16 protein-coding genes, 1 tRNA gene and 1 pseudogene are annotated in these 15,376 nt (G+C 48.3%); 6 read left to right on the top strand and 12 right to left on the bottom strand.

Annotation, left to right across the window (positions count from 1 at the left end; all coding sequences use genetic code 11):
* Positions 1–60: 60 nt before the first annotated feature.
* Genes ccoP through H6859_10335 form a run of 5 tightly spaced genes read right to left on the bottom strand, consistent with a single transcriptional unit; the run spans position 61 to position 4,015 of the window.
* Entirely contained in the window at positions 61–936 is an 876-nt protein-coding gene (gene ccoP, locus H6859_10355) for a cytochrome-c oxidase, cbb3-type subunit III (protein ID USO05511.1), read from the bottom strand.
* 3 nt (positions 937–939) lie between these two features.
* Positions 940–1,086, bottom strand: coding sequence for a cbb3-type cytochrome c oxidase subunit 3 (locus tag H6859_10350; GenBank protein ID USO05510.1), 147 nt, complete (start codon positions 1,084–1,086; stop codon positions 940–942).
* Complete coding sequence (ccoO, locus tag H6859_10345) at positions 1,083–1,820, bottom strand: cytochrome-c oxidase, cbb3-type subunit II (GenBank protein ID USO05509.1); 738 nt, start codon at positions 1,818–1,820, stop codon at positions 1,083–1,085. The genes H6859_10350 and ccoO overlap by 4 nt, the downstream gene beginning before the upstream one ends.
* Positions 1,817–3,262 carry a cytochrome-c oxidase, cbb3-type subunit I gene (gene ccoN, locus H6859_10340; protein ID USO05508.1) on the bottom strand — a complete coding sequence of 482 codons (1,446 nt, stop codon included), beginning with the start codon at positions 3,260–3,262 and terminating at the stop codon, positions 1,817–1,819. Before ccoN ends, ccoO begins: the two co-directional genes overlap by 4 nt.
* A gap of 21 nt (positions 3,263–3,283) precedes the next feature.
* Entirely contained in the window at positions 3,284–4,015 is a 732-nt protein-coding gene (locus tag H6859_10335) for a sulfite exporter TauE/SafE family protein (protein ID USO05507.1), read from the bottom strand.
* Positions 4,016–4,778: 763 nt separating this feature from the next.
* On the opposite strand from H6859_10335, the gene H6859_10330 reads away from it, so the two are divergent.
* From H6859_10330 to H6859_10320, 3 genes are all read left to right on the top strand, one after another.
* Positions 4,779–5,219, top strand: coding sequence for a cupredoxin domain-containing protein (locus tag H6859_10330; GenBank protein ID USO06763.1), 441 nt, complete (start codon positions 4,779–4,781; stop codon positions 5,217–5,219).
* Between the two features lie 43 nt (positions 5,220–5,262).
* Complete coding sequence (locus H6859_10325; protein USO05506.1) at positions 5,263–6,108, top strand: FTR1 family protein; 846 nt, start codon at positions 5,263–5,265, stop codon at positions 6,106–6,108.
* Positions 6,109–6,177: 69 nt separating this feature from the next.
* Positions 6,178–6,252 (top strand) — tRNA-Thr (locus H6859_10320).
* 280 nt (positions 6,253–6,532) lie between these two features.
* On the opposite strand, the gene H6859_10315 is transcribed toward H6859_10320, so the two are convergent.
* From H6859_10315 to H6859_10305, 3 genes are read right to left on the bottom strand one after another with little or no spacing between them, the layout of a single operon-like run.
* Complete coding sequence (locus H6859_10315; protein USO06762.1) at positions 6,533–9,709, bottom strand: efflux RND transporter permease subunit; 3,177 nt, start codon at positions 9,707–9,709, stop codon at positions 6,533–6,535.
* Between the two features lie 49 nt (positions 9,710–9,758).
* Positions 9,759–10,907 (bottom strand): efflux RND transporter periplasmic adaptor subunit, encoded by a 1,149-nt coding sequence (locus H6859_10310; protein USO05505.1) that lies wholly within the window; start codon positions 10,905–10,907, stop codon positions 9,759–9,761.
* Positions 10,908–10,958: 51 nt separating this feature from the next.
* Entirely contained in the window at positions 10,959–11,342 is a 384-nt protein-coding gene (locus H6859_10305) for a hypothetical protein (GenBank protein ID USO05504.1), read from the bottom strand.
* Between the two features lie 327 nt (positions 11,343–11,669).
* Here H6859_10305 and H6859_10300 point away from each other — a divergent pair, with 327 nt between their 5' ends.
* Complete coding sequence (locus H6859_10300; protein USO05503.1) at positions 11,670–11,900, top strand: transposase; 231 nt, start codon at positions 11,670–11,672, stop codon at positions 11,898–11,900.
* A 10-nt stretch (positions 11,901–11,910) separates the two neighbouring features.
* On the opposite strand, the pseudogene H6859_10295 reads toward H6859_10300, so the two are convergent.
* Both H6859_10295 and H6859_10290 read right to left on the bottom strand, forming a co-directional pair.
* A pseudogene (locus H6859_10295) lies at positions 11,911–12,544 on the bottom strand (Na+/H+ antiporter NhaA).
* 139 nt (positions 12,545–12,683) lie between these two features.
* Positions 12,684–12,944: a hypothetical protein gene (locus H6859_10290; protein USO05502.1), complete on the bottom strand. Its 261-nt coding sequence runs from the start codon at positions 12,942–12,944 to the stop codon at positions 12,684–12,686.
* A gap of 81 nt (positions 12,945–13,025) precedes the next feature.
* On the opposite strand from H6859_10290, the gene H6859_10285 reads away from it, so the two are divergent.
* Together H6859_10285 and H6859_10280 are read left to right on the top strand one after the other, a co-directional pair.
* The gene (locus H6859_10285) at positions 13,026–13,748 is read left to right on the top strand and encodes a YfbU family protein (protein ID USO05501.1); all 723 of its coding nucleotides are present in this window, start codon (positions 13,026–13,028) and stop codon (positions 13,746–13,748) included.
* Positions 13,749–14,279: 531 nt separating this feature from the next.
* Positions 14,280–14,525, top strand: coding sequence for a hypothetical protein (locus tag H6859_10280; protein USO05500.1), 246 nt, complete (start codon positions 14,280–14,282; stop codon positions 14,523–14,525).
* A gap of 19 nt (positions 14,526–14,544) precedes the next feature.
* Here H6859_10280 and H6859_10275 read toward each other — a convergent pair whose 3' ends face one another.
* Together H6859_10275 and H6859_10270 are read right to left on the bottom strand one after the other, a co-directional pair.
* Positions 14,545–15,069 (bottom strand): SWIM zinc finger family protein, encoded by a 525-nt coding sequence (locus H6859_10275; protein USO05499.1) that lies wholly within the window; start codon positions 15,067–15,069, stop codon positions 14,545–14,547.
* Entirely contained in the window at positions 15,050–15,376 is a 327-nt protein-coding gene (locus tag H6859_10270) for a hypothetical protein (protein USO05498.1), read from the bottom strand. The genes H6859_10275 and H6859_10270 overlap by 20 nt, the downstream gene beginning before the upstream one ends.

Genomic DNA, 15,376 nt, shown 5'->3' with positions numbered 1-15,376 from the left:
GTATATACACAGCCTAAAAAAAGCCTTCTTGGGGGAAGGCTTTTTAAAATTTCCTGGATATTACTCGCCGCCGCCCAGTTCATGAAGATAGATCGTGAGCTGCTTGATGGTATTTTCATCAAGACGCTCATTCCAGGCTGGCATTAATCCTGCGCGAGCGTTGAAGACCGTTTCATACACTGTTTCACGATCTCCGCCATAGAGCCAAATCTTGTCGGTCAGGTTTGGTGCGCCGAGTTCGCGCATTCCGCGACCGTCTTCGCCGTGGCAAGCCGCGCACTGTTCAGCGAAAATCTGCATGCCCTGAGCGTGGCTGCTCGTCTGTTTACCACCGGAAAGCGTAAGAACGTAATCGACAACAGCATCAATCTCCGAACGTTCAAGCAGTTCGTCGGCGCCGAAGGCCGGCATTTGGGAATCGCGAGTATCCCAATTGTCTGCACGAATACCATACTGAATCGTTTGGTGAATATCTTCAAGGTTGCCGCCCCAGAGCCAGTCATCGTCATTGAGGTTCGGGAAGCCTTTAGCACCTTGCCCGCCCGCACCGTGACAGGTAGCACAATTATCCTTGAAAGCGGACTTGCCGCCGGCAACGGCGAAAGCGTACAGATCAGGTGTTTTAAGAATGGTTTCAAAATCCGCACCTTCGAATTGAGCCAGATAGGCCTCTTGACGGGCAGTAATCTCTGCTTGATTGTGCGCAAGTTCCTTAAACTGCGTATAGCCGGATGTACCTTCAGTTGCACCGCCAGGGACCGGCCAGGATGGATATACAACAAAGTACCATGCAGACCATATAACGGTGACAATAAATATCCATACCCACCAGCGCGGTAGCGGGTTGTTAAGCTCTTTTAGACCATCCCATTCATGTCCAGTGGTTTCAACGCCGGAAAGATCATCAATTTCTTTTTTCTTGTTGTCATCGCTCATATTTTAGTTCTCCTCAAGCGGGATGTGCGCGTGTTTTTTATAGTTTTCTTTGGCGCCGGGGCGAAAAGTCCACATTGCCACGGCGACAAAAAATCCGAAGAAAAAGAGTAGGCCGATCATACCGGCATGGTCGGTGATGAAATCTATCATTGCGCCCCCTCAACTTGCTGGGCGGCTTCAAAATCAACCATCGTGCCCAGAACCTGAAGATAGGCGACAAGTGCATCCATTTCTGAAATCATATTTTCCTGCCCGTCAAAATCACGGGCATTGACTTTTTCGCCATAGCGCTCTTGTAGCCCGCTTATATCAGCGCGATCTTCACCAGTAGCTTGAGCAGCAGCATCTTTTTCAGCGTTTTCAATCATTTCATCGCTGTAAGGAACACCGGTGATACGCAAAACTTTCAGGTGTTTGTCCAGGCTGTGAAGTTTAGCGCCTTTTTTGAGCAGAAACCCATATGAAGGCATGATTGATTCCGGAACAAGATCACGCGGCTCTACCAGGTGCGCTGTTTGCCATTCGTCCGAATATTTGCCGCCCACACGCGCCAGGTCCGGCCCGGTGCGTTTGGAACCCCATTGGAATGGATGATCGTACATACTTTCTGCGGCCAGGGAATAATGGCCATAGCGCACAACTTCATCACGCAGGGGGCGGATTTGCTGAGAGTGGCAGTTATAACACCCCTCACGGATATAAATATTATATCCGGCAAGTTCCAGCGGAGTGTAAGGCCGCACGCCTTCGACCGGTTCAATCACCGTTTCCTTGCGAAACAGCGGAACAATTTCAACTATTCCCCCGATCAGCACAACGACTATAATGCCGATTAACAAAAGGATGGAGTTCTTTTCGAGTGTTTCGTGGCTTTTCCAGCTCATGCTGTTGCTCCTTGAGAGAGAAGTTGTTGTTCTTTTTCATTCACGTCTCCGCGAATGGTCTTCCAGAAATTGTAGACCATGATCAGGGCGCCGGTTAGATAGAGCAGGCCACCAAGTACGCGAATCATATAGAAGGGTTTCATGGCCATAACGCTTTCGACGAAGGAATATTCGAGGAATCCCATGTCGTTATATGAGCGCCACATCAGACCTTGCATGATACCAGACACCCACATGGCGGCGATGTAAAATACTATACCGATAGTAGCGATCCACAGATGCATGGAGACCAGCTTTGTAGAATATAGACGTTCACGTCCCCATAGGCGCGGTACGAGATAATAAAGTGCGCCGAAGCTGATGAAGCCGACCCACCCCAAGGCCCCGGAATGTACGTGACCGATGGTCCAGTCTGTGTAGTGAGACAGAGAGTTTACCGCGCGGATGGACATAAGCGGCCCTTCGAACGTGCTCATGCCATAGAAGGCGAGTGCAACGATCATGAATTGCAGGACCGGGTCTTCACGTAATTTATGCCAAGCGCCGGACAGGGTCATGACCCCGTTGATCATCCCACCCCAGGAAGGCATCCAGAGCATGATGGAGAAGGTCATGCCCAAAGTCTGCGCCCAGTCAGGCAAAGATGTGTAATGCAAATGGTGCGGCCCTGCCCAGATATAAATGAAAATCAGGGACCAGAAGTGTACGATCGACAGACGATAGGAGTAGATCGGGCGATTCGCCTGTTTAGGCACGAAATAGTACATCATACCAAGGAATCCTGCCGTAAGGAAGAAACCCACCGCATTGTGCCCGTACCACCACTGGATCATTGCGCTTTGAACGCCAGCTTGGACGGAATAGCTCTTGGCACCGAGAAGCTCAACGGGAATCTGAATGTTGTTACCAAGATGCAGGACGGCCACCGTGATAATAAAAGCCAGATAAAACCAGTTCGCAACATAGAGGTGCGGTTCTTTACGTTTGATTACTGTTCCCAGATAAACCAGAAGGTAAGCAACCCAGACAACAGTCAGCCATAGGTCCACATACCATTCCGGTTCTGCATATTCTTTACCTTGCGTAACGCCCAGAACATAACCCAAACCGGCCATAACAATGACAGCCTGGTAACCCCAGAAAGTGAAATTTGCCAGTTTGTCGCTCCAAAGTCTTACACCGCAAGTGCGCTGAACAACGTAGTAGCTGGTTGCAAACAAGGCATTTCCGCCAAAAGCAAAGATCACTGCGGATGTATGCAAAGGACGCAAGCGGCCAAAATTGAGCCATGGCTCAATATTCAGGTCAGGGAAAACCATTTGTGAAGCGATAAGTACGCCGACAAGGAAGCCCGTAACGCCCCAGAATATGGTGGCAAGCGTGAAGAGCTTAACAACGTCATCGTTATAGTCTGGTTTTTCGGAAAGTGTGGTTGCAGTCATTTTTTCGTCCTTTTTAAAAACCTAGTCTCCTGTAAGCATTATGCCGGCCAAAGTAAAGAGCCAAAGGCCACTTATTATCATTGCTCCCCGGGAAAATCTTTGCGTTGCTTTAGGGTACGCCTTCTTCAATGCTTGCCCCCCCAAGGTTACCATGAGTAAGGCTGGAATTGTTCCCAGAGTAAAGGCGCTCATTGCAAAGGCTGCGTAAAGTGGTGTATCTGCTGTTGCAGAGGCCAGAAGGGCCGATAAAACAAGGCCGCAGGGCATGAAACCTAATAAAACACCCAAGCCATAACGCTTTAGCAGGTTTGGATCGGTCATAAAATTTTTGCCCAAGCGGGAGATGATTCCAAATGTGGGGACGATTTGCAGGCGGGCAGCCCAAGGAAAAAGGGCGCTCGCATTTGGAAATGCCGTGATGATAAAAATTGTGCCTGCCAGCATAAGAAGCGGAGCTGTAATGAGAATTTTTAAATCGGAAAACAGGAACGCCATGTTAATGAGTGCATTTACGATCACCGCCAAGGTTACGTATGTGGTCATGCGGCCAAGATGGTAGGGAAGCAGAAGTCTTGAGCCTAGTTTTTGAAGGCGGGTTTCTTGTGTGGTTTGGGCCAGTACAAAGGGGGCGCACATTCCGGCACAATGCGTAAGTCCGCCGAATAGTCCGGCGAGAAATAAGCTTACGGGGAGGCCGTAAGCTGTGCCGAAATTCTGGATACATTGCGCGATGATCACAAGAAAGGCTTTCAAGTTGCTTTTTCATTATTTAAAAAAACGCATTAGATTATTGCCTTGATTATCGCTAATTTTCAAGTCCATATTTTTAAAATATAGCATTGGGAAAAGTAAAAAATCTTATGCATAGAAATTTAAACGCTCAATCTTCTCAACCAGATAAGGTGGACATTTACTCACACCCTTCATTTAAGTGTTGCGATAACAATTTTATAAAAACACTTGGCACAATTTCACGTAAAATTACTTACGAAAAGGGGCAGGTGTTATTTTTTCGTGCCTATAAATGGCGTTGTATTTGGTCTTTTCCTTCAACTATAAAAATACTTCTTATCTAAAAATAAATAGACGGGCTGATTTGTGCGTATCAATTTTCATTTTGAGAATAATTATCATTTACATTTGAGTTGAAAGGGCGTAAATCGTGAATAAAGTGAGCAGTATTGCATAACTTTTGAGAATAGTTCTCAAGTTTAGTTTTCTTAACGTAAATGGAATGTCTGATATGAAAAAATTGTTGTTGTCTATGGCTATGATTGGTTTGGCTAGTGGTGTTTCTTCTGTGGCTGTGGCCGAAGATGTGCAGCATAACGTTACGCATGAAGAGCGCACCATGCACTACGAAGGACAGAGCTATGCAACAACTGATGAGGCGCTTGAAGCGTTGAAAGCTCATAACAAAGAGATTGCCGAATTGATAAAAGCTGAGATGCTTTCCAACAGTGATCTGGAAAGAATCCATGAGATTAGCTATTCTCTGGAAACTGCCATCGACAAGATGATTGCCGAAAAGGCTGGTAAAGCCGATCAATTAGGCGCTATAGATGAAGCGGTGCAAGCAGTGCATTATGCTTCTGAAAATCACGAAGACGCACAAGTGCGTGAATGGTTTGCCAAACTAGAAGCGGCTGTGGCGACTTTAGACGGTAAGATTGTGCAAAGCAAAACCAATGCGGATGGTGCGTATGAGCTTGTGATCAAAGACCATATGTTTACGCCCGATGAGTTGCATGTTCCGGCTGGTCAAAAGATTAAACTTGTAGTACATAACCAAGACCCAACACCGGAAGAATTTGAAAGTGATGATTTCCGGCGTGAGAAAATTGTTCCGGGCAATTCCAGTGCGACAATTTATGTCGGCCCGCTCAAGCCCGGTAAATACCATTTCTTCGGCGAGTTTAACCTTGATAAAGCCAATGGGTATTTGTACGCCGAATAGTTTTAAAGAAACGCGATAAATCAGGAATAAAGGATCTAAAGCCATGTTTCCCACTGCTACAATTGTTTTTCGTGAAATTATTGAAGTGGCGCTTGTTGTCAGCATTGTGCTAGCGGCAACCCGGGGGATGCCGAGTCGCATTCATCTGGTACTGGCCGGTCTGGGCGTTGGCGTTTTTGGCTCTGTGGTTATCGCGTTTTTTACCGATGCCATTTCGCAAGCAATTGACGGCATAGGCCAGGAGATCTTTAATGCAGGCGTAATGTTTATCGCAGTTGGGTTTTTAAGCTGGACTGTAATCTGGATGAAAACCCACGGGCGTCAGCTCGCGCAGAATATCAAGGCTGTGGGGGCTGACGTGATGGCGGGCGATAAGTCGGCCTATGTGCTTGTCGGTGTTGTAGCGCTGGCCACGTTTCGTGAGGGCGCTGAAATTGCGCTATTTACCTATGGCATGACGGCTTCGGGGGCGTTCCCGTTATCTGCAATTGTGATGGGCGGCATCTTAGGGACCATTGGAGGCGCTGCAATCGGCTTGATGCTCTATATGGGTTTGTTGAAAGCCGCGCAAAAACATCTGTTTAGCATAACGGGTTGGATGCTGATTGTTCTTACTGCCGGCATGGCTGCACAAGGAGCAAATTTCCTCATCGCGGCCGGCGTTTTGCCGCCGCTGCACCCGGAAGTGTGGGATACTTCCGCGCTAATTTCCGGACAGAGTTTTATCGGTGAGACCTTGAGGGTTTTAGTAGGCTATACGCCGCGTCCTACGGGTATGGAACTGGTGTTTTATGGAACGGTGCTTTTGGGTGTCGGCACAGCCTATAAGCGCGTTGGAAAACCCGTTTCTTCTCATCGTAAAGCTCTACCTCTTGTCGCTGCGGAGTAGTTTTGCCTGCTTGGTCCAAGTAGCAGATTGACAAGCGATCACAAAAGATTTTAAAACATATCTTCCAAAGCCGCTGTAGCTCAGGGGTAGAGCAGAGCTTTCGTAAAGCTAAGGTCGGGTGTTCAAATCACCCCAGCGGCACCATTTTGTTTTCCTGCCCGTAAAAGCTCCCTATAGCGTTGAAAGGAAAGGACTTTTTGTGTTCAAAAAGCCATCTTTGCAACTATAAGACTGTATAACGTCAGCACAAGTTGGACAGCGGCTATGCCTGCAAAATCATCCGCCTGACAGAACACGCTCCCGACATCACTACCGCGATTATCGATGGCCGCCAGCTGCACAGCAGCTGGCTGAGATAACGAACGACCTTCCCATCCTCTGGAATGAACAACGCCAGCATTTCGAGTTTTAAAATTTTTCCTTGCTATTCATTGCGCTCAGCCTCATCTTCTTTCACAGGCAGCTTCATTTTCCATTGCATGTACACAGTGTAGAGAACAGGGATAAGGATCAGCGTTAATACAAGCGTGCTAACCATGCCGGAGGCCATAGGCAGAGCAATACGGCGCATCACATCCGAACCCGGCCCAGTGGTCAGGAAGATCGGAATAAGACCAAGAATGATGGTGCTGACTGTCATAAGCTTGGGACGTAACCGCTGGATCGCACCGTGACGAACATTTTCTAACAAGTCCTCAAAACTACGTACGGGATGCTCACGCATTTGCTGATCCAGATAAATCAGCATGATAATGGCTGTTTCTACAGCGATACCTGCCAGTGCAATAAAGCCAACAGCAACGGCCACAGAGACGTTATATCCTGCAAGCCATATCCACCACACACCACCGATAATGCCAAACGGCACAGATAGCATGATCAAAAGCGTTCGATCCCATGTTCTGAAATGCAGGTACAGTAGGGTCAGGATGATCAGAAGTGTTAAAGGAACAGCCATCTTTAAGCGTTCACCCGCTTCCTGCATCTGCTCAAACTGGCCGGAGAGTTTCAACGTATAGCCTTGCGGCAAATCGAGTGATTTGAGTGCATCTTGTAAATCGGTGATGTAAGAGCCAATATCACGTCCTTCAATATCAACAAACACCCAGCCGTTCAGCCGCGCATCTTCTGATCTGATCATAGCTGGCCCCTCAGCTATGCGAATATCGGCGAGGGTCGCCAGTGGAATATGCGCGCCGTCTGGCGTGGGTACTAAAATATTATCCAATTCAGAAATATGTTCGCGGAATGGGCGGTCATAGCGGAGCATGATAGGGTAACGCTCACGCCCCTCCACAGCCTCGTCTAGCTGCACCCCGCCAAGGGCTGTTTGAATAATGCGTTGAACAGTTCCTAGCGCTATACCATAACGTGCTATTTCACGGCGATCAGGTTCAATTTCAATGTATTTGCCACCAACGACACGATCAGCAATCGCGCTGCGTGTTCCTGAGACATTCTGCGCAATGGCTTCTACGTCTTTGGCAATCTTATCAATCGTCGTGAGGTCTGAACCAGCAACTTTTATGCCGATAGGCGTACGAATACCCGTGGTTAGCATGTCCAACCTGATTTTGATCGGATAGCCCCAACTATCCATCATCCCCGGCAAACCAACGCGTTTATTAAGATCATCAATCAGCTTTTGCGGCGTCATTCCCTTGCGCCATTCTTCGCGGGGCTTGAGTTCAATCCACGTTTCAATCATGGCCAGAGGTGCAGGATCAGTTGCAGTGTCAGCGCGGCCGGCCTTACCAAAGGCAAATTCTACTTCCGGCACGCTCATGATCTGGCGGTTTGTCACCTGTAATATCTCCCTGGCTTTAGTCACAGAGACACCGGGCAAAGTCATAGGCATATAAAGCAGCCCGCCTTCATAAAGCGGCGGCATAAACTCTCTCCCCAATTTTGAAGCAGGAAAGGCCGTACTTACCAATGCGGCTATAGCCAGAACAATGGTCGTTTTTCGCCATTTAAGAGCCAAGTTCAAAAACGGACGGTAGATCGCAATAAAGAAACGATTGAGTGGGTTCTCATCTTCACGCCTGATTTTCCCGCGCACCAGCCAAAGCATCAGCACAGGAACAACAGTCACAGACAGAAACGCTGCGGCTGCCATCGCATAAGTTTTGGTAAAAGCCAACGGCGCAAACATTTTGGCTGATTGGCCTGTAAGCGCAAAAACAGGAAAGAAGGATACCGTGATAATAAGCAACGAGAAAAACAGTCCCGGCCCAACTTCCTTGGCTGCTTGCAGGATAGCTTTTTTTCTTTCTTCGGCGTTCTCTTTTTCGTCATTGCGAGGAGCGTCAGAGATGCGGCAATCTATTTCTGGATTGCTTCGCTGCGCTCGCAATGACGATAAACGGCGGTGCGCATTCTCAACCATAACAATGGACGCATCCACCATCGCACCGATGGCAATGGCGATACCGCCCAGCGACATGATATTGGCGGTAATGCCTTGCGCGTTCATGATGATGAAAGAGGCTAAAATTCCAAGAGGAATGGTTATAATCGCAACAAAAGCACTTCGCGCATGAAGCAAAAACAGGAAAGTGATGAGTGCCACCACCAGGCTTTCTTCAATCAACTTATCTTTGAGATAATCCACCGAGCCTTCGATGAGCGCGCTGCGATCATAAACGATTTTGATTTCCACGCCCGGCGGCAAACCCTGCTTCACGCTTTCAAGACGTTCTTTGACACTATGAATAACATCCAGCGCATTGGCACCGGGGCGCATAACCACAATCCCGCCCACGGCTTCACCCACGCCGTTGAGTTCCGTGACACCGCGCCGAATGGCCGGACCTTCCACCACACGCGCAACATCGCCAACCGTAATAGACGTACCATTTATGGCTCTCAATACAGCTTGTTGTAAATCTTCGGGTTTATTCACGTAACCAAAAGAGCGGATCAGATATTCCGTCTCCGCCATCTCCAGTGTCCGTCCACCGGTTTCCTGATTGGCGCTGCGCACGGCCTCAATCACCATTGCTAAAGAAATGTCAAAGGCGCGCAGTTTATTCGGATCAACCAGAACCTGATATTCCTTTACAAATCCGCCAACGCTGGCGACTTCCGCCACGCCATCGATCGTGGCCAGCTCAAAACGCACAAACCAATCCTGCAGACTGCGCAGTTCCGAAAGATCATGCTGCCCCGTGCGGTCAAACAAAGCGTATTGGAACACCCAACCCACACCCGTTGCATCAGGACCTAATTGCGGGTCAGCCCCTTCGGGCAATTCACTCCTTACCTGTGACAAAGACTCTAGAACGCGGCTGCGCGCCCAATACATATCAACATCATCTTCAAACACGATATAAACGAAAGATGTGCCGAACATGGAAAAGCCGCGCACCACTTTAGCCTCAGGCAGCCCCAGCATTTGCGTGGACAGTGGAAAAGTGACCTGGTCTTCAATCACTTGCGGAGCCTGACCGGGAAACTCCGTACGAATAATCACTTGCGTATCCGACAGGTCAGGAATAGCATCCAGAGGAATTTTAGTGATGGAAACAACCCCCACAGCCAATAACACCAAGGCACCGAGCATCACAAAGAAGCGGTTTCCCACCGACCAGTCTATGATCTTGGCTACAAAGCTTTTGGATGGATCGTGCCAAAGGAGATTATTTTGATCAGTGGACATGGCCCATAGCCTCCATACCGCCTTTGAGATTACTTTCAGCATCCAGCATGAACTGCCCCGAAGTTACAATCCGCTGGCCGTGTAAAAGGCCGCTTTTGATTTCCGTCAGGCCGTTTGCCGTGATCCCTGTTTTGACCATGACAGGCTTGAAATACCCGTCCTTTACATTTTCCATGACATAGGCGCCCATGCTGCCATACAGGATAGCCTCCGCTGGCACTGCCAAACGCGATTGCACATCAGCATTAAAAACAGCATCAACATAGGTGTCTAGTTTCAATATTCCATCATGATTTTCGAGAATCAGGCGCACCATCACCGTGCGGGTTTTGGGGTCGTTCACCGGATGAATGAAATCAATGACCGTTTCATAGACTTCACCTGTTTCTGGCACCGTGATTTGGGCAGGCGTGCCAACAGCCAAAAACTGAACATCGCGTACTGGCACATCGATATTAACCCAGAGCCTGGAAAAATCCTGCAACTTCATAACACTGCCGCCTTCATTCACATGCGATCCTTTGCGAACATTGAGCATCGTTACCGTTCCATCGACAGGCGCATGAAAGGGCGTTTTGTCCAGAAACTTCCCCTTCTTGGTCAATTCGGCAATCGCCTTGTCATCCATGCCGTAAAGACGCAGACGTTGCCTGGCGTTTCCAACCCGGCTACCCAGTAAAAAGTCTGACTGTGCGCTCATAAGATCAGGGCTGTAATAAGTGAACAGCAAGTCGCCTTTCTTAACCGTATCGCCTACGGCATCCACAGGCAGATCAACAATCCAGCCCTTTGAACGCACATCGATTGCATATTCAAGGCGGGTATTGGTACTTATCTTGCCAAAAGCGCGAATGGCCTTGCCAAATTCATGATGTGTTACTTCAGCGGTTTTAACGCCCAGAGCGTGAACATAGGACGGATCAATATGAAACGCCCCTTCGGGAGCACTACCATGTACCTCATGGCTTTTGCCTTCCGGCATTTCATTAACTTTCGGCACTAAAGTCATGCCGCAAATCGGGCAATTATTACCTTCTTCACCGCTGATATGCGGATGCATCGGGCATATATATTCCTCTGCCGCAACCGCCACAGGCACAAAGGCAAATAACACTAGAACAAAAAATAAAACACGCATGAGAACTGCTCCTTTTTTGAGGCGTGAAAAACCGTCGAGAAAAGAGCGTATTTAGATGCGAAACCGCTGCGTTATGAGGATGAGGGAAGGCTGGCTTCGCGGATCGAGCATCCTGCCGGGCGGTCCGCGAATGCCATTAATATTGTCTGTCTGGAAATTGTAATCAGTAACCAGATCAATCCAAGCGTAATCAACGCTATCAACAGACAGGTCGGGCTGAATATCATTGCTGACATCCACCTGAAAGAAGTCAACGCCCATACAATCTGCCGCCAGCATAGGGCCATCCTTGCCCTGCATATCATCATCCATATCCCCGGATTGATGGCAGGGCTTTTTCTCGGCCTGCATCGGCATCGGACAATCAGCCATACCGCACACCAGCGAAGGCGTGAGCATGACAAGAGTCAGAAATCCAACCAAAAATTGTCTCATAAGCTTCATATTACACTATTCGCGTAAAAAAATCCTAAAGTTTCTCAAAAACAAAGTTCTCTTAAAATCGTATGTAGCATGCGGCTGTCCGCCGTCAGGAGAAAATGTTTAAGCCTAGGTTCAGGACCTATAAACAGGATTCCCTAATCTGATAATTCATGATTCACTAATGATGAGAGGAGATTTCATCATGAGAGATTTATATTGGTTATCGGAAGAACAGCTAAAGCTTATCCAGCCTTATTTTCCGCCATCCCGTGGCGTGCCGCGCGTTGATGATCTGCGGGTTGTCAGCGGCATTATTTTTGTCCTCAAGCGGGGTTTGCAATGGCGGGATCGCCGTCCGAATACGGACCTCACAAGACGCTGTATAACCGTTTTATACGCTGGAGCCGCCTGGGTGTTTTTGACAAAATTTTTACGGCTCTGGCCACACAAAAAGGCCCGCCCGATCAACTGCAAATTGATGCGGCACACCTCAAAGCCCACCACACAGCGGCTTCGCTTCTTAAAAAGGGGATGTTTCCCGCGCTATCGGACGTACAAAAGGCGGCCTGAATTCCAAGCTTCATGCTGTGTGTGGCATAACCAGCGTTTCGGTATAGAAAATCGCAATGACCAGAACCGCTCCAAGGTCGTCGGCGATCGCCAGCGCCACTAAAAACGCCATCAGCGCGCGCGGAACCCTGTTTCCCAAAAACACCATGATCCCGATGGCAAAGGCGATGTCGGTCGCCATCGGAATCGCCCAGCCTTGCGCCGCCGTTCCGGACGGGTTTACCGCGTAATAAATCAGCGCGGGAAGCGCCATGCCGCCGATGGCGGCGATGATCGGCAAGGCCGCCTTGCGGGCGCTGGCCAGTTCGCCGACAAGAATTTCACGTTTGAGTTCCAGCCCGACGACGAAAAAGAATAATGCCATCAAGCCGTCATTGACCCAGTGATGCAGGGTGTTTTCAAAGCTTTATAGCGCCGAGCGTAAAACCCAGTTTCATATGGGTAATGTCGTAGTAAAGCGCAGAGAAAATGCTGTTGGCCAGAATCAGGGCGAGGATAGTTGCGGCGATCAGGAACAGCGAGCTTGCCGTTTCCCTCTGAATGAAATGCTCGAACGGCGTCAGGATGCGGTCTGCCGATTTTTCCCACGGCGCGTAATAAACACCGCTTTCACGCTCCTGTCCGTGCTCGTTCTGCTTCATCATCAAGCGCCTTTTTACTGCAATTGCTTTGCTTTTTTATAACGCAAATAAAGGTGGTTTAAAAGGAAAAGCGGTCAACGCTCCGAAAGGGAAAGCGCTTGTTTTGATATCCGGATTTACTGGCAAAGTGATATGCTTAATATTACGATTTCGTGCAAAAAGATGGAGGAAGGCCAATGAAAAACATATTGATAGCAACGGATTTGACGATTAACTCAGATCGGGCGCTGGAGCGCGCCTTGAAGCTGGCAAAATTATCCGCCTGACCGAACTCGCGCCCGACATCACCACCGCCATCCTGAACGGCCGCCAGCCCAAAGCCCTCCAGCTCGCCGAAATGATGGACGACTTCCCGGTCCGCTGGGACGAGCAACGCCAGCATTTTGGGTTTCAGTAACTTCATTTTACTATTGTAATCGCCGTGATTATGCCGTATATTACGTACATATATACGATTTTACTACGTAATAGAGGAGAGTTTTAAATGACACAAAGCAAAACAGAGCGCTTTGAAATGCGTCTGGATCAAACCATGATCAATCAAGTGGATGCATGGCGCAGCGAACAAGAAGACATGCCATCGCGTTCTGAAGCTGTAAGACGCCTTATAGAAGCAGGGCTGGACGTGCAGAATAGTCCTGTCAGAATTCGTGATGGGGAAAAGCTTATACTGGCCATGCTGCGCGACCTTTACCATCATCACAAAGTAAAAGACGGAGAAATCGATCCTGATTTCGTGATGGAAGCTGTTTGGGGCGGCCATTATTGGAGCCTTGACTGGCAATATCAGGGGCTGTTCCACGGTCATGAAGATAAGCGGCGTACTGTAAGGGAAGTCGTCGATATACTTGATATGTGGGACTTTCTGGAGGGGAGCTTTGAAAAGCTTACGGCAAAAGAGAAAGAGCGTTTTGTGAAAGAAATGGAGCCTTTTACTGACGTAAAGTTTCCCGGCTTCGATGGAAATAATGAAGCTGAGCATCTGGGAGTTTTAAGTTTCCTTACTGGAAAGATGGATCGATTTGAGCGTTTCAAAAAACGCGAAGCCAATTCTCACTGTCCGGTCCTAGATAGTTATCGCCGCATGTACGCTGTTTTCGAACCGATGCGGCCTACATTAACTGGTGGCAGCATGAGCCTCTCACAAATAATTGATGTCTTGTCGGCTCGGTGGCCGGAAGATCGACGGCTGAAAGCTAACCAGTAGCAGCAATCTACTTTAGCGGTTTTCTCTAAATCTCCCTTGGTATCCGCACCGTCTAAGAACCAGTGATTATGTCACCATCCGCAAGGCCGCAGAAATAAAGGCTTTACGACCGCTCTGTTTCCAGGAGCGAAGGTAGCGGTCCGGAGAGAAAAAGGCCCGTATATAGACGAAAACGCCAAAAATATACGCGGCCAGGGCGGCGGAAAGTGAGCGGTAACATGGCCAGAAAGCCCACGAACGCTGGGCCTTCCGGCGGTGATGCAAAAGTCTGGAAAGAGTTTGGAAAGTGATGAATGGCTGTGCAGCCCGAACAAATTAAAACTTTGTCTCCGCTGCAACGCCTTGATTTGATTGTTAAATCATTGCACAGAGAATTTCAGGTGTCAATGCGCCAGTTCGAATCCGCGTTTGTCATTCATTATCCCGTTTTATAACACTCTCATTTCCTTGATAAAATAAGCTTCCATGTTATTGTCTTCTTGGCAAAGAATCCGCGCATTTATTAAGAAATATGAAAGTGAGAAAAAACCTATGTTTGTGAAATTTAGAGTCCATAATATTTTAGAGCGCGCCATCGAAGATGGTATCGAGTTGGGCATGAATCGCGCACACAAACATACAGACACGCCCGACCATGACCTAATCAAGCAAAAGATCGAGGATGCCATCATGGAACAACTCTGGGAGGTTATAGATATGACCGAATCTATAAAAGTGGAAACTATGTCTGATTTTTTAAATCCTCGCCGAGAAGATGTAAAAGATAAAGACGCGTAATTTATAATCAAGCAAGACATCACATCCAGTCTTTCAACTCTTCTTCCGCCTCAGCCAACATGCCATCAATGGATTTATGCCGCGTGCCACCTTCCCAGACCAGGCCACCGCGATCCAGAATACGGATCATTGAGGCGCTCTCTCCGTCGCGGCCAATCTCAATCCAGCCATCCTGTATCCAGCCCGCGATGTTGGGATAGGTTTTTGCAAAATTATCAGGTTTTTGTTTTGGTTGAGGAGCGTTTTTTGCCGGCTCGTTGTCCAGAAGTAACAGAGCCGTGGCGACGGCATGTTTGCAAAATCCCCAGTCATGCATGGCCGGACAGGTGCAATCAGCTTCCAAATTTCTGTTTTCGGAAACGCTAAAATCGACGCGGTAAGGATGTGTTCCGTGAACTTCGGCGGCAGCTCTGCATGGTGCGTAGAACAAAAGCTCTACGCAATCTTTTGCATGATAATCAACTCCGCGCGCATAAACTTTCTCACCGGCCAGCTCCTGGAGTTTTTCTTTCGACAGAAAAAATTTAAGAGTTTTTAGTGCCATGTTTCACCGCTGTAAATTCAAATTCATCACCTTGAAAAAATTCTATGCAACCTGTTATCTCATTGAGATTATTCTCATCAAGCTCTGCCCAGCCCGTGCCGTGAGCAGGATCGCATTCGCTATTTCCCTCCCAACCAAAATGCACAATATTTTGTCCATGGCCACAGCTCATAGCACCGTAGTTCACATCGAATTCAAACTCTCCACGTCCCTCCGCATCAAATCGTATTACGCCTAAATCGGATGGATTGAGGTCATAATTTTCTATTTTTGTAAAAAGCCACGTGCCGATGAAATTATTGTTCAT

Source organism: Rhodospirillales bacterium (genome assembly GCA_023898785.1).
Taxonomy (GTDB): domain Bacteria; phylum Pseudomonadota; class Alphaproteobacteria; order Micavibrionales; family Micavibrionaceae; genus TMED27.
This window is presented reverse-complemented; position numbering and strand designations above follow the sequence as displayed.

Coding starts and splice junctions, on each gene's coding strand:
- ccoP (USO05511.1), bottom strand. CDS start 936: ATGAGCGATGACAACAAGAAAAAAGAAATTGATGATCTTTCCGGCGTT.
- H6859_10350 (USO05510.1), bottom strand. CDS start 1,086: ATGATAGATTTCATCACCGACCATGCCGGTATGATCGGCCTACTCTTT.
- ccoO (USO05509.1), bottom strand. CDS start 1,820: ATGAGCTGGAAAAGCCACGAAACACTCGAAAAGAACTCCATCCTTTTG.
- ccoN (USO05508.1), bottom strand. CDS start 3,262: ATGACTGCAACCACACTTTCCGAAAAACCAGACTATAACGATGACGTT.
- H6859_10330 (USO06763.1), top strand. CDS start 4,779: ATGATTGCCGAAAAGGCTGGTAAAGCCGATCAATTAGGCGCTATAGAT.
- H6859_10325 (USO05506.1), top strand. CDS start 5,263: ATGTTTCCCACTGCTACAATTGTTTTTCGTGAAATTATTGAAGTGGCG.
- H6859_10310 (USO05505.1), bottom strand. CDS start 10,907: ATGCGTGTTTTATTTTTTGTTCTAGTGTTATTTGCCTTTGTGCCTGTG.
- H6859_10305 (USO05504.1), bottom strand. CDS start 11,342: ATGAGACAATTTTTGGTTGGATTTCTGACTCTTGTCATGCTCACGCCT.
- H6859_10300 (USO05503.1), top strand. CDS start 11,670: ATGGCGGGATCGCCGTCCGAATACGGACCTCACAAGACGCTGTATAAC.
- H6859_10290 (USO05502.1), bottom strand. CDS start 12,944: ATGAAGTTACTGAAACCCAAAATGCTGGCGTTGCTCGTCCCAGCGGAC.
- H6859_10285 (USO05501.1), top strand. CDS start 13,026: ATGACACAAAGCAAAACAGAGCGCTTTGAAATGCGTCTGGATCAAACC.
- H6859_10280 (USO05500.1), top strand. CDS start 14,280: ATGTTTGTGAAATTTAGAGTCCATAATATTTTAGAGCGCGCCATCGAA.
- H6859_10275 (USO05499.1), bottom strand. CDS start 15,069: ATGGCACTAAAAACTCTTAAATTTTTTCTGTCGAAAGAAAAACTCCAG.
- H6859_10270 (USO05498.1), bottom strand. CDS start 15,376: ATGAACAATAATTTCATCGGCACGTGGCTTTTTACAAAAATAGAAAAT.